The organism is Streptococcus oralis subsp. dentisani (assembly GCF_002860905.1).
Classification (GTDB): Bacteria; Bacillota; Bacilli; order Lactobacillales; family Streptococcaceae; genus Streptococcus; species Streptococcus oralis_BA.
On record NZ_PKIG01000003.1, the window covers coordinates 186,049 to 199,870 of the forward strand.

Below are 13,822 nucleotides of genomic sequence, written 5' to 3' on the forward strand. Positions count from 1 at the left end.
GATGGTGATGTCAATCATTGTCCCCTGTTTAAACGAAGAGGAAGTACTTCCTCTTTTTTATCAGGCTTTGGAAGCACTGCTTCCAGAATTGGAAACAGAAATCGAGTATGTCTTTGTCGATGATGGATCGAGTGATGGGACCTTGGAACTATTAAAGGCCTATCGGGAGCAAAATTCAGCAGTGCATTATCTTTCTTTCTCTCGAAATTTTGGTAAAGAAGCAGCCCTCTATGCAGGTCTGCAGTATGCGACAGGAGATCTGGTGGTGGTGATGGATGCAGACCTCCAAGATCCTCCTAGTATGCTACTTGAGATGAAGGCTTTACTGGACCAGAATGCAGACTTGGACTGTGTAGGGACACGCAGAACCAGTCGGGAGGGAGAACCCTTCTTTCGCAGTTTCTGTGCTGATCTCTTTTACCGCCTTATGCAAAAAATCAGTCCAGTAGCCCTGCCGTCAGGTGTTCGTGATTTTCGCATGATGAGAAGATCAGTAGTCGATGCTATTTTAAGTTTGACCGAATCCAATCGTTTTTCAAAGGGACTATTTGCCTGGGTAGGTTTTAAAACCTACTATCTGGATTATCCAAATGTCGAAAGGCAGGCTGGCAAGACCAGTTGGAGTTTTAGGCAGCTCTTTTTCTACTCCATGGAAGGGATTGTTAATTTCTCAGATTTTCCTTTGATTATAGCCTTTGTAGCAGGTCTTCTATCTTGTTTTATTTCTCTCCTCATGACCTTTTTTGTTGTGGTTCGGACCCTTATTTTGGGCAATCCGACATCGGGTTGGACCTCTCTGATGGCTGTCATTCTCTTTCTTGGAGGCATTCAACTCTTGACCATTGGGATTCTCGGCAAGTACATCAGTAAGATTTATCTAGAGACTAAAAAAAGACCACTTTATCTTATCAAAGAAAAAAGTGATCTTCCTATTTTAACCGAAAAAAATAGAGAGAAAAGACTATAATTTTACATGGAAATATGCTAAACTAGAAGGAGTGGATTACCGCCATTGATTTAGGATTCCTGGTTTCCAATCAGGGCGCGAGTTGGGCAGTTTTTAATAGCCTCTAAGACGTCTTGACTAGGAGAAATTTCTTTTTCCAGTTGATCAGGATCATCGTAAAAACGCACGATTCCATTATCGTGGTAATCAAATAAATCAGAATAAGTTTGGCAAAGCCCACAGGCAATGCAACGTTCAGGTATAAGTGTGATTTTCATATTTATATTGTAATAAGAAAAGTAAAAAAAAACAAGGAGTAAGATATGGCAAAAGAACCGTGGCAAGAAGATATTTATGAAAATCAAGAGGAAACAAGAACACAACGCCATAATCGAGAACAAGGTGGAGGAGTCATTGCTAATCGTATCTTAACTATTTTAGCAAGTATTTTCTTTGTGATTGTAGTTGTGATGATTATTGTTCTGATCTATCTATCATCGGGTGGGAGTAATCGCACAGCAGCCTTGAAAGATTTTCATGATTCTGATGCAAATGTAGTACAGATTTCATCTTCTAGTAGTTCCCATCCTGAACAGAGTTCAGAATCTTCTTCTGAACACTCGGAGGAAGCTACAGATCCAGAAGGGACGACAAAAGTCTTAGCTGGAGAAGGAGAAGCAGCCATTGCCGCTCGCGCTGGGATTTCGATTGCTCAGTTAGAAGCCTTAAATCCTAGTCATATGGCTACAGGGTCTTGGTTTGCTAATCCAGGTGATGTTGTTAAAATCAAATAGGAGTTGATATGAAAACAATTCAAATTGCTATTGACGGCCCTGCTTCAAGTGGTAAGAGTACGGTCGCAAAGATTATTGCCAAGGATTTTGGTTACACCTATCTAGATACAGGTGCTATGTATCGTGCGGCGACCTATATGGCTCTCAAGAACCAGTTAGGAGTGGAAGAGATTGAGGAGCTTTTAGCCTTGTTGGACCAGCATCCAATCAGTTTTGGACGCTCAGAAACTGGAGAACAGCTTGTCTTTGTAGGGGATGTGGATATTACCCATCCTATTCGTGAAAATGAAGTGACCAATCATGTTTCAGCCATTGCAGCAATTCCTCAAGTACGTGAGAAACTAGTTTCTCTCCAACAAGAGATTGCCCAGCAAGGTGGGATTGTCATGGATGGTCGCGATATTGGGACTGTTGTATTGCCACAAGCAGAATTGAAAATTTTCCTAGTAGCTTCAGTCGATGAGAGAGCAGAGCGCCGTTACAAGGAAAATATTGCCAAGGGAATTGAAACAGACCTTGAAACTCTAAAAGAAGAAATTGCTGCGCGTGACTATAAGGATAGTCATCGTGAGACTTCGCCTCTCAAACAAGCAGAGGATGCTGTCTACCTTGATACAACTGGTTTGAACATTCAAGAAGTAGTTGAAAAAATTAAAGCAGAAGCTGAAAAAAGAATGTAAATATAGAAAAGCCGATAGATTGATATCGGTTTTTTTCTAAATTTGTCAAAATGTTGAATTTAGGGTATAATAGTTGCTGTTCGAGAAATTTTGATTTTCAAAGAATAGTGAATGATTATAAGGAGAAACCATGAACAACCTACCAAATTGCCCACAATGTAACTCAGAGTATGTCTACGAAGACGGTGCCCTACTGGTTTGCCCAGAGTGTGCTCATGAGTGGAATCCTGCTGAAGTTGCAGAAGTAGAAGAAGGTCTTGTCGCTATCGATGCCAACGGAAATAAATTGGCTGACGGTGATACAGTAACTCTCATCAAGGACTTGAAGGTAAAAGGTGCGCCAAAAGATTTGAAACAAGGGACGCGCGTGAAAAATATCCGCATCGTAGAAGGCGACCACAATATCGACTGTAAAATCGATGGCTTTGGCGCTATGAAACTTAAATCAGAGTTTGTGAAGAAAATTTAAGCATGTCAAAGCACTATAAAATAGTATTTTATAGCCGTATCTTCTTGTTTCTAGCGGCTTTTACGGGAGTTTATCTTGAAATCGCCAAGCATGGTGGATTTGGGATGCTTCTCTATTATACGGTTCTGTCAAATCTTTTAGTAGCGATTTTTACGCTCTATCTCCTAAAGGTTATGAGCCGTTTAGGTGAAAACTGGCAAAGACCAAGTCTCTTGCGCTTAAAAGGTGGAGTTACCATGAGTATTATGATTACCTGTGTGATTTACCATTTCCTCTTAGCGCCCATTGCGACTAATTTCTATACTCTGGAAAATTTCCTTTGCCACTATATCGTTCCCCTTTGGTTTTTAGCGGATACCCTCTTTTTTGACAAACAGGGTCAATACAAGATTTGGGATCCAGTTGTGTGGACGATTTTACCCTTGCTGTATATGATTTTTGCTCTTTTTAATGGTTTGGTATTGAAACTAGACATTCCTAATTCTAAGGTTAGTCCTTTCCCTTACTTCTTTTTGAATGTGAACAAGGGTTGGGATATCGTGTTCAAGTGGTGTCTGATTATCTTTGTTGCCTATATGGTGGCAGGATTTATCTTCTACTTTATCAAGCAAATCAAGAGAAAGTCATCCTAAGACACAAGGGATTCATTTTTGAGTTTAAGAAGGAGTCTATATACAAATGAGACTTCTTCTTTTCTTGCTTTTTTTGATAACTATCAAAAAATAGAAGATTAAGAGAAAATATAGAAAGAGATTTCATGAAACAATTTTTAGAACGGGCCAGTATTTTGGCTCTCTCTCTCGTTTTGATCACATCCTTTTCCATCTCGAGTGCCCTGCCAGCCATGTTTGACTATTATCAAGGTTATCCTAAGGAACAAATTGAGCTCTTGGCGAGCTTGCCATCCTTTGGGATCATGATCATGTTACTACTAAATGGTTTCTTAGAAAAAATATTCCCTGAGCGCTTACAGATTAGTTTGGGCTTGCTGATTTTATCACTCAGCGGGACGGCTCCCTTCTGGTATCAAGCCTACCCCTTTGTTTTTGGAACACGGATTCTTTTTGGTTTGGGTGTTGGGATGATCAATGCCAAGGCCATTTCCATTATCAGTGAACGTTATCAAGGAAAAACGCGAATTCAGATGCTAGGGCTACGTGGTTCTGCAGAGGTTGTTGGAGCTTCTCTCATTACCTTGGCAGTCGGTCAGTTATTGGCCTTTGGTTGGACAGCTACTTTCTTAGCCTATAGTGCTGGATTTTTGGTGCTGACCCTTTATCTGCTCTTTGTCCCTTATGGAAAAGAAAAGAAAGAAGTCAAGAAAAAAGCGAAGGAAGCAAGTCGTTTAACTCGAGAAATGAAAGGCTTGATTTTTATCCTAGCTATTGAAGCAGCGGTTGTAGTTTGTACCAATACGGCTATTACCATCCGTATTCCAAGTTTGATGGTGGAAAGAGGACTTGGAGATGCCCAGTTATCTAGTTTTGTTCTTAGTGTCATGCAGTTGATCGGGATTGTGGCTGGGGTGAGTTTTTCTTTCTTGATTTCTATTTTTAAAGAGAAACTGCTCCTCTGGTCTGGTATTACCTTCGGCTTAGGACAAATTGTAATTGCCCTTTCTCCATCCTTGTGGGTGGTAGTGGCAGGAAGCATTCTGGCTGGTTTTGCCTACAGTGTAGCCTTGACGACGGTCTTTCAACTTGTCTCTGAAAGAATTCCAGCTAAACTCCTCAATCAAGCAACTTCATTTGCAGTTTTAGGCTGTAGTTTCGGAGCCTTTACGACTCCATTCATTCTAGGTGCGATTGGCTTAATGACGCACAATGGGATGTTGGTCTTTGCCATTTTAGGATCTTGGTTGATTGTAACCTCTATCTTTGTCATGTACCTACTTCAAAAGAGAGCTTAGGATTGATTCCTAAGTTTTTCTTTTTGTGAATTTTGTACCCATACAGTTGTAAATTTTCTAGCTTGTTACTGTACTATTTTCTTGATAAAATAGAAGTTATGACAAGATACAAAGCAACTATTTCCTATGATGGTTATGCCTTTGCTGGTTTTCAGCGCCAGCCACATGCGCGTAGCGTTCAGGAGGAAATTGAAAAAACCTTGACGAGACTCAATAAAGGGCAAGCCATCACTGTTCACGGTGCTGGTAGAACTGATAGTGGTGTTCATGCATTGGGACAGGTCATTCATTTTGACCTGCCCTATCAAATGGATGAGGAAAAACTTCGCTTTGCCTTGGACACCCAGTCCCCTGAAGATATTGATGTGATTTCGATTGAGCTTGTGGCAGATGATTTTCATTGCCGTTATGCCAAGCATAGCAAGACCTATGAGTTTATTGTGGATAGAGGACGTCCCAAAAATCCTATGCGCCGTCATTATGCCGCTCACTTTCCCTACCCACTTGATGTGGAACGGATGCAGATTGCAATCAAAAAGCTAGAGGGAACCCATGATTTTACCGGTTTTACAGCCTCTGGGACTAGTGTAGAGGATAAGGTTCGCACCATCACAGAAGCTAGTTTAACAGTTGATGAGACAGGCCAATTTTTGACCTTTACCTTTTCAGGAAATGGTTTCTTGTATAAACAGATTCGCAATATGGTGGGGACGCTGCTCAAAATCGGAAATAATCGTATGCCAGTGGAGCAGATTGACCTGATCTTGGAGAAGAAGGACAGGCAACTTGCAGGTCCCACTGCAGCACCAAATGGTTTGTATTTAAAGGAGATTCGTTATGAAGAATAATCGTATTTTAGCACTTTCTGGGAATGATATTTTTAGTGGTGGTGGTTTGTCAGCTGATTTGGCTACCTATACCTTGAACGGCTTGCATGGCTTTGTAGCAGTGACTTGTTTGACAGCCTTGACAGAAAAAGGATTTGAAGTCTTTCCAACTGACGATGCCATTTTTCAACATGAATTAAATAGCTTGAGAGATGTGGAGTTTGGGGGAATTAAGATTGGTCTTCTACCAACTGTCAGTGTGGCTGAGAAAGCATTAGACTTTATCAAGCATCGCCCAGGTGTGCCTGTGGTATTGGACCCTGTCTTGGTCTGCAAGGAAACGCATGATGTGGCTGTTAGTGAGCTCTGCCAAGAGTTGATTCGCTTTTTCCCTTATGTGAGCGTGATTACGCCTAATCTTCCTGAAGCAGAATTATTATCCGGTCAGGAAATCAAAACCTTGGAAGACATGAAAGTTGCAGCGCAGAAATTGCATGAATTAGGAGCGCCAGCAGTCATTATTAAGGGAGGCAATCGACTTAGTCAGGACAAGGCTGTAGATGTCTTTTATGACGGACAAACCTTTACAGTCCTAGAAAATCCTGTCATCCAAGGCCAAAATGCTGGTGCAGGTTGTACCTTTGCCTCAAGCATTGCCAGTCACTTGGTTAAAGGTGATGAACTTTTACCAGCAGTAGAAAGTTCTAAAGCTTTCGTTTATCGTGCCATTGCACAAGCAGATCAATATGGAGTAAGACAATATGAAGCAAACCAAAACAACTAAAATCGCCCTTGTATCTCTCTTAACCGCCCTTTCTGTGGTTCTAGGTTATTTCTTAAAAATTCCAACACCGACAGGTATTTTAACTCTTTTAGATGCGGGTGTCTTCTTTGCGGCCTTTTACTTTGGTAGTCGTGAAGGGGCTGTAGTCGGAGGACTAGCAGGTTTCTTGATTGACCTCTTATCAGGCTACCCTCAATGGATGTTCTTTAGCTTGGTCAACCATGGCTTGCAGGGATTTTTCGCAGGATTTAAAGGAAAAACTCAGTGGTTAGGCCTTATCTTAGCAACGATTGCCATGGTAGGGGGGTACGCCTTGGGTTCTACATTGATGAATGGCTGGGCTGCAGCCCTACCAGAAATCCTACCAAATTTCATGCAAAATATGGTAGGGATGATTGTAGGATTTATCCTTAGTCAAAGTATTAAGAAGATTAAGTAAAGAATCTGGATAAAAGTCTTAAAAATTAGAAAAACGCATAGTATCAGGTGTTGAACCTTGATATTATGCGTTTTATTGTGGGAAGATTTTCGAAGAATATTAATCAAAATAAAGCAAGTCTTTGCTGGTGCTTGTAAAGAGGTCAAAGCCATCCTTGGTAACAACACCACAGTCTTCGATACGAACACCGACTTTACCAGGAATATAGATACCTGGTTCAACAGAGAAGCACATGCCTTCTTCGATGACCATGTCGTTTCCTTCCATGATAGATGGGAATTCGTGGACATCCATACCGATACCGTGACCAAGACGGTGGTTGAAGTACTCGCCGTAACCAGCTTTTTCGATGACCTCACGGGCAGCGCGGTCCACTTCATGGGCAGTCACACCTGGTTTGATAAAGTCAAGAGCAGCTTGTTGGGCTTCGAGGGTCAAGTTGTAAATGTCTTTCTTGAATTGGTCAGGTTTGCCGACAGCGACTGTACGAGTCATATCTGACGCATAGCCGTTGACGAGAACCCCTAGGTCAAAGAGGAGAAGGGCGTTATTTTCGACCTTATTAGCTGCTGGAATACCGTGCGGATTTGCAGCATTATCACCAGTCAAGACCATGGTATCAAAGCTCATTTCATAACCTTCACGTTTCATAGCAAAGTCAATTTGAGCGATAATATCTGTCTCTGTCTTATCAAGAGAAATATTATCAAAACCAACCTTAACAGCCTTGTCCGCATAGAGACCTGCAACCATCATTTTTTGCACTTCGTCAGCTGATTTGATGAGTCGCATGCGTTGGATACGAGGAGTGAGGTTGTCAAACTCAGCAGTTTCAAAAACGGTTTTTAAACCATGGTATTTGGTCAAGATGAGATTGTCAAACTCAACAGCGACACGTTTGAAGTCAAGTTGTGGAAGAGCATGTTTCATTTTTTGCCATGGATTTTCAGAGTCCACATAGCCCACAACTGGGAAGGAAACAGTGCTAGTAGCACGCTCAACCTCAAGGGCTGGGACAAAGAGGAGCGGTTCCTGATCCGCTAGGATAAAAAGGAACATTTGGCGTTCATGGGGATCACTGTAAAAGCCAGTGAGGTAATTGATTGTGACGGGGTCAGATACGACAGCGACGTCTAGTTTTTCTGATTCAAGATATGTTACGATTTGTTGTAATTTAGACATATGCTACCTTCTTTCTACTCCTCTATTTTGGCAAAAAATGAGAGAAAATGCAAGGGAGAAGGGTAAAAGAAAAGACAAAAAGAACTCCGCTATCTTGTCGGAGTTCTTTGATATGGTTTTCCTTTGTTTAAGAAAAGTCAGCCTTGCTTTTGACGTCGCTATATTCTTCAGCGATTTCTTGGCTGAGAATGTCTTCATAGGCAGGGAGTTGGATGTCCTGACCGTATTTCTTCTTGAGGGCGGTAGTGACTAGGCGATAAGCCAGATTGGCATTACGAGAGAGGATAGGTCCGTGGAAGTAGGAACCAAAGACATTCTTATAATGAACCCCTTCACCAATCTTTTCTTCATTGTTTCCATTTCCATAGACTACCTGTCCCAGTGGTTTTTGATCGTCTGAGAGGAAGGTGCGGCCCTGATGATTTTCAAAACCATAGTAGGTTTCATCGAAATCTTCATTGTGAATCTTGATGTCACCGATAAAACGGTTATTGGTCTGGTTGAGGGTGTAGTGGCCCATGACACCTAGCCCTTCGATACGTCTCCCTGAAGCTTCAACATAATATTGACCCAATAGTTGGAAACCACCACAGATAGCCAGAACCACACCGTCGTTTTGGATGTAGTTGTCAATGCTCTCTTTTTTAGCAGGTAGGTCGTCTGCAATGATACTCTGTTCAAAGTCTTGACCGCCACCGAAAAAGGCGATGTCATAGTGATTTTCATCAAAGTCATCATGGAGAGAAACGATGTCAACCGTCACATGGGCTCCCAGTTTTTCAGCCACATACTTGAGCATGAGAATGTTTCCATTGTCCCCGTAGGTATTCATGAGATTTCCGTAGAGGTGGGCAATGTTGAGCTGATAAGGGTAATTGCCAGCTTTTGAGGAAAGTGAAGTATAAACCATTAGTTCATCTCCTTTCTAACAATCTGACGACTAGCCAGCAGTTCGCGGAATTCCAGCATAGCAGTATAGGTAGCCAGGATATAGGAATGCTTGCAGTCTTGGTTCTCAATTGTCTTAAGAACTTGTTCCAGACTACTTGTTTCAGTGATTTTATCAGCTGGATAGCCTGTCACTCGTAGACGACGAGCGATTTCAGAATGGCGAACACCGCCAGCGTTGATTTCAGGGATGTCCATGTCAGTGATTTGTTCAAAATCAGCATCCCAGATCCAGCTAGTATCAATACCGTCTGCATAGTTAGCGTTAAGGAGGACAGATAGGCTAAATGGATAAGGTGCTAGTTTAATCATTTCGATAGCTTGGGTCGCACCGACTGGATTTTTAATCAAGACGAGGGTACATTCCTTGTTACCGATATGGAAGGTTTCTTGGCGTCCAAAGACAGCACGGCTCTTATCAAATCCCTGTTTGATGAGTTGTGAATCTGCACCAAGGAAACGGGCGATGGCAACCGCTGCTAGGGCGTTGTAGATATTGTAGAGCCCACCGATTTGAATACCGTACTCTTGGCCGTCTATGACAAAGCGAGAGCGATTGTTGGTCAACTCAACTAGTTCTGTCAAGCGATAGTTGAGATCAGGACGTTTACATCCACAGCCTTCACAGATATAGGCACCCAAGTTTGCATAGGTATTGTGCTCGTATTTGAGGATGCCTTGGCAGTCAGGACAGAGAATCCCTTCTGTATTATAGTGAGCTAGTTGGGCTGGCCCTTTCTCCAAGTCAAAACCAAAATACTTTACAGGATTTGGAATAGCTGGCTTGTAGAAAAGTGGACTGTCTCCATTAAGGAGAACAGTGGCAGTAGGCACCTTACGAATAGCGTCCAAAATCATCTTGTAAGTTGTGTAAATCTCACCATAGCGGTCCATTTGGTCACGGAAAATGTTAGTAATGACAAAAAGGCTAGGATGGATATAGTCACAGATACGAGAAAGACTGGCTTCGTCAATTTCGAGGACGGCAATATTTTTCCCAGTTTTAGAAGATTTGGCTGTTAAGAAGGTTGTCGCAATCCCTGTAATCATGTTGGCACCGCTTGGGTTGGTCAGAACTTGACCATAAACCTCTTTTAAAATGCCGACAGTGAGGGCAGTTGTCAAGGTTTTTCCGTTGGTTCCAGTGACCACGACAATCTCGTAGTTCTTAGCTAGGTTTTGTAAAATATCTTTATCAAATTGAAGGGCGACTTTTCCTGGGAGCGTACTTCCTCGGCCAAGACGGCTTAAAACGAAGTGGGAAGAACGCCCAGCAAGAAGGCCCAAAGTAGTTTTTAAGTTCATGTTTCTATTATATCATAAAAGAGGGAAAAGACAGATTTGAGATTTCGCAGAAGTAAAAACAGCCCACAGAGGGCTGTCAGTTAAGATGAGATTTCAACTTAAATCGCAAACAAGTCATTCAAATTCTCAGCCAAGGTTGGGTGAGTGAAGATTTGTTTTGTGAAGTAAGTGTAAGGAATCTTATTGTCCATAGCAACAGTGATGATGTTGATGATTTCTTGAGAACCTTCTGAGAAGATGCTTGCTCCAAGAATTTCTTTTGTTTCAGTATTAACCACAGCTTTGAAGGCTCCACGAAGGTCTCCGTTTACGTGACCACGAGGCATAGCTGCAACAGGGATTTCTTTCACTGCGTATGGAAGTTTCAAATCAGCCGCTTGGCTTTCAGTCAAACCAACTTGTGAAAGTGCAGGTGTGATGAACATAGTATTTGGTACATTGAGACGGTCTTCAAGTGTGTAGCTGCCATCTCCAGCAAGGTAGCTGTAAACAACACGGAAGTCATCAAGTGAAATGTAAGTAAATTGAAGTCCACCGTTGACATCTCCAACTGCAAAGACACCAGGAACGTTTGTTTGACAATGTTTGTCTACTTTAATAGCACCACGTTCAGTTAGTTCAATATCTGTATTTTCAAGTTGAAGTGGTTCTACATTTGGTTTGCGTCCAGTTGCGTAAAGAAGGGCATCGAAACGGTAAGTTTCGTTTTCGGTTACGACAAGGACTTGGTCACCGTCATTTTTAATTTCAGTAGTACGGATATTTTGAAGCAATTCAATACCGTCTTCTTCCATGTATTGTTTAGCAAGAGCTGCGATGGAAGGTTCTGCACGAGGAAGGAAAGTATCCAAGGCATCTAAGACTGTAACCTTGCTTCCAAGTTTATTGTAAAGGCCAGCAAATTCAAGACCGATATTTCCGCCACCAAGGACACCAAGTTTTTCAGGTAATTTGTCCAAGTTTTGGATACCTGTTGAGTCAAAGACGTTTTTGCTTGTAGCAAGTCCAGGGATTGGCAAGACGTTTGAAACAGCACCAGTGTTGATGACGATTGTTTCAGCGGTCAGTTCTTTCTTTTCATCACCAGCTTGGATTTCGATGACTTTATTTGAAAGGAAGTGAGCTTCCGCATCAAAGATATCTACGCCTGTACCAGCAACAGTCGCATAGTTTTTACCGTTAAGGCGACCAGTGATAGTGTTTTTGGTAGCAATGACTTCTTCAAAAGATAAGTCTTTCTCAGCAGCAACTAACAAAGTTTTAGTTGGGATACAACCGATGTTGATACAAGTTCCACCGTACATAGCTTTGCTACGTTCAACGAGGGCAACTTTTTTGCCAGCTGAAGCCAATTTACCTGCTAGTGTTTTACCAGCTTTACCAAATCCGATAACGATTAAATCATAAGTTAACATTTAGAGTTCCTCCTATTCGAATTTCATTCTAGCACAAGAAAAAAACTTTTGCACAATTCTGCTACGCTTTAAAAAAGTTTATGAAATAGTGGAAAGTTTAACTTTATTTTCTCAGAAAAATCGTTTACATGACTTTATCGACGGATTAGGCTATCTTTTGCTTCTCTCTTGTGTTATACTAGATAGGTTGCAAAGAAAACAGTACTTTTCTTTTGTGGAAAAGAAGCAACACGATTTTATATCCAGTATATGAAAATACGTCATAAAAAGAAAAGTATAAACTAAGCCCTATAGGGTGGCTTCGCACCACCTTTAGAAAGAAGAATAACGTGAAATTTAATGAATTAAACTTGTCTGCTGATTTGCTAGCAGAGATTGAAAAAGCTGGTTTTGTAGAAGCCAGTCCGATCCAAGAACAAACCATTCCCTTGGCCCTTGAAGGCAAGGACGTTATCGGTCAAGCTCAGACTGGTACAGGAAAAACTGCAGCCTTTGGCTTGCCTACCCTTGAAAAAATCCGTACAGAAGAAGCGACTATCCAGGCCTTGGTCATCGCTCCAACTCGTGAACTCGCTGTCCAAAGTCAAGAAGAACTCTTCCGCTTTGGTCGTAGTAAGGGAGTCAAAGTCCGTTCAGTATATGGTGGATCAAGCATTGAAAAACAAATTAAGGCTCTTAAATCTGGTGCCCATATCGTGGTGGGAACACCTGGTCGCCTTTTGGACTTGATTAAACGAAAGGCCTTGAAATTACAAGATATTGAAACTCTTATCCTTGACGAAGCGGATGAAATGCTCAACATGGGCTTCCTTGAAGACATTGAAGCTATCATCTCCCGTGTCCCTGAAAACCGTCAAACTCTTCTCTTCTCAGCAACTATGCCAGATGCTATCAAACGTATCGGCGTTCAGTTTATGAAAGAACCTGAGCATGTGAAGATTGCTGCTAAGGAATTGACAACAGAATTGGTTGACCAATACTATATTCGTGTTAAAGAACAAGAAAAATTTGATACCATGACTCGTCTTATGGATGTGGAACAGCCTGAACTTGCTATCGTATTTGGGCGTACAAAACGCCGTGTAGATGAATTAACTCGTGGTCTTAAAATCCGTGGCTTCCGTGCGGAAGGAATTCATGGGGACCTAGACCAAAACAAACGTCTTCGTGTCCTTCGTGACTTTAAAAATGGCAATCTTGATGTTTTGGTTGCGACAGACGTTGCAGCGCGTGGGTTGGATATTTCAGGTGTGACCCATGTCTATAACTACGATATTCCACAAGATCCTGAAAGTTATGTTCACCGTATCGGTCGTACAGGTCGTGCCGGTAAGTCAGGTCAGTCGATTACTTTCGTATCACCAAATGAAATGGGCTACCTTCAAATCATTGAAAACTTGACTAAGAAACGCATGAAAGGCCTCAAACCTGCAAGTGCAGAAGAAGCTTTCCAAGCTAAAAAACAAGTGGCTCTTAAGAAAATTGAACGTGATTTTGCAGATGAGACTATCCGTGCCAACTTTGAGAAATTTGGTAAGGATGCTCGTAAGCTAGCTGCCGAATTTACTCCAGAAGAATTGGCAATGTATATCTTGAGCCTGACTGTTCAAGACCCAGATAGTCTTCCTGAAGTGGAGATTGCACGTGAAAAACCACTTCCATTTAAACCATCAGGTAATGGCTTCGGTGGTAAAGCTAAGGGAGGTCGTGGAGGCCGTCGTGGGGACGACCGTCGAGACCGTGATCGCCGTGGCAATGGTCGTCGTGATGATTTCAAAAAAGGAAGTCGTGGCAATGATCGTTTTGATAAGGAAAAACGTTACCGTAAGGATAATAAAAAACCACGCAATACTTCAAGTGAAAAGCAAACAGGCTTTGTTATTCGTAACAAGGGCGATAAATAAGAAAAAGCGGTTCAAAATGAATCGCTTTTTTATATAAGGAGACCAAGGGTGAAAGAAGATGGTGATAGCAAAGGATAGGTGAAATGGAAAGGTATTACCCATCTATCTTATTATGATAATATAATATCAAAAATAAATTAGTTTGTCAATGATAAAAATATATTTTTCTAAAATATTTCAGCTAGTCTAAATTGCAATTAAATAAGCAATTTTCAGATAA

The 13,822-nt window shown here is 41.6% G+C and carries 15 protein-coding genes; 10 read left to right on the plus strand and 5 right to left on the minus strand.

Annotated features, from left to right (window positions below; genetic code table 11):
• The first annotated feature begins 1 nt into the window (after nt 1).
• Entirely contained in the window at nt 2-967 is a 966-nt protein-coding gene (locus CYK16_RS06495; RefSeq protein ID WP_060805432.1) for a glycosyltransferase family 2 protein, read from the plus strand.
• Between the two features lie 50 nt (nt 968-1,017).
• On the opposite strand, the gene CYK16_RS06500 is transcribed toward CYK16_RS06495, so the two are convergent.
• Entirely contained in the window at nt 1,018-1,224 is a 207-nt protein-coding gene (locus CYK16_RS06500) for a ferredoxin (protein WP_162489578.1), read from the minus strand.
• Between the two features lie 45 nt (nt 1,225-1,269).
• Here CYK16_RS06500 and CYK16_RS06505 point away from each other — a divergent pair, with 45 nt between their 5' ends.
• The 8 genes from CYK16_RS06505 (at nt 1,270) to CYK16_RS06540 (ending at nt 6,848) form a co-directional block, all read left to right on the plus strand.
• Nucleotides 1,270-1,740 carry an SAG1386/EF1546 family surface-associated protein gene (locus CYK16_RS06505; protein ID WP_060805418.1) on the plus strand — a complete coding sequence of 157 codons (471 nt, stop codon included), beginning with the start codon at nt 1,270-1,272 and terminating at the stop codon, nt 1,738-1,740.
• A gap of 8 nt (nt 1,741-1,748) precedes the next feature.
• Entirely contained in the window at nt 1,749-2,420 is a 672-nt protein-coding gene (gene cmk / locus CYK16_RS06510) for a (d)CMP kinase (RefSeq protein WP_000849398.1), read from the plus strand.
• 130 nt (nt 2,421-2,550) lie between these two features.
• Complete coding sequence (locus CYK16_RS06515) at nt 2,551-2,889, plus strand: zinc ribbon domain-containing protein YjdM (RefSeq protein ID WP_020903640.1); 339 nt, start codon at nt 2,551-2,553, stop codon at nt 2,887-2,889.
• A 2-nt stretch (nt 2,890-2,891) separates the two neighbouring features.
• The gene (locus CYK16_RS06520) at nt 2,892-3,521 is read left to right on the plus strand and encodes a Pr6Pr family membrane protein (protein WP_060805419.1); all 630 of its coding nucleotides are present in this window, start codon (nt 2,892-2,894) and stop codon (nt 3,519-3,521) included.
• Between the two features lie 125 nt (nt 3,522-3,646).
• Nucleotides 3,647-4,798, plus strand: a complete 1,152-nt coding sequence (locus tag CYK16_RS06525; protein WP_060805420.1) for an MFS transporter — start codon at nt 3,647-3,649, stop codon at nt 4,796-4,798.
• Between the two features lie 98 nt (nt 4,799-4,896).
• On the plus strand, nt 4,897-5,646 hold the full coding sequence (gene truA, locus CYK16_RS06530; protein ID WP_101776799.1) for a tRNA pseudouridine(38-40) synthase TruA: 750 nt from the start codon (nt 4,897-4,899) through the stop codon (nt 5,644-5,646).
• On the plus strand, nt 5,636-6,409 hold the full coding sequence (locus CYK16_RS06535; RefSeq protein ID WP_060805422.1) for a bifunctional hydroxymethylpyrimidine kinase/phosphomethylpyrimidine kinase: 774 nt from the start codon (nt 5,636-5,638) through the stop codon (nt 6,407-6,409). The genes truA and CYK16_RS06535 overlap by 11 nt, the downstream gene beginning before the upstream one ends.
• Nucleotides 6,387-6,848, plus strand: coding sequence for an ECF transporter S component (locus CYK16_RS06540; protein ID WP_000814970.1), 462 nt, complete (start codon nt 6,387-6,389; stop codon nt 6,846-6,848). The genes CYK16_RS06535 and CYK16_RS06540 overlap by 23 nt, the downstream gene beginning before the upstream one ends.
• A 99-nt stretch (nt 6,849-6,947) precedes the next feature.
• On the opposite strand, the gene CYK16_RS06545 is transcribed toward CYK16_RS06540, so the two are convergent.
• From CYK16_RS06545 to CYK16_RS06560, 4 genes are all read right to left on the minus strand, one after another.
• Nucleotides 6,948-8,030, minus strand: coding sequence for a M24 family metallopeptidase (locus CYK16_RS06545; RefSeq protein ID WP_060805423.1), 1,083 nt, complete (start codon nt 8,028-8,030; stop codon nt 6,948-6,950).
• A gap of 127 nt (nt 8,031-8,157) precedes the next feature.
• A complete protein-coding gene (gene gatD / locus CYK16_RS06550) occupies nt 8,158-8,940 on the minus strand; it encodes a lipid II isoglutaminyl synthase subunit GatD (RefSeq protein ID WP_060805424.1) in 783 nt (260 codons plus the stop codon).
• Entirely contained in the window at nt 8,940-10,283 is a 1,344-nt protein-coding gene (gene murT, locus CYK16_RS06555; RefSeq protein WP_060805425.1) for a lipid II isoglutaminyl synthase subunit MurT, read from the minus strand. Before murT ends, gatD begins: the two co-directional genes overlap by 1 nt.
• Before the next feature lie 98 nt (nt 10,284-10,381).
• On the minus strand, nt 10,382-11,698 hold the full coding sequence (locus tag CYK16_RS06560) for an FAD-containing oxidoreductase (protein ID WP_033682109.1): 1,317 nt from the start codon (nt 11,696-11,698) through the stop codon (nt 10,382-10,384).
• A gap of 329 nt (nt 11,699-12,027) precedes the next feature.
• Between CYK16_RS06560 and CYK16_RS06565 the strand changes: the two genes are divergently transcribed.
• Nucleotides 12,028-13,602: a DEAD/DEAH box helicase gene (locus tag CYK16_RS06565; protein WP_060805426.1), complete on the plus strand. Its 1,575-nt coding sequence runs from the start codon at nt 12,028-12,030 to the stop codon at nt 13,600-13,602.
• Nucleotides 13,603-13,822: the final 220 nt, after the last annotated feature.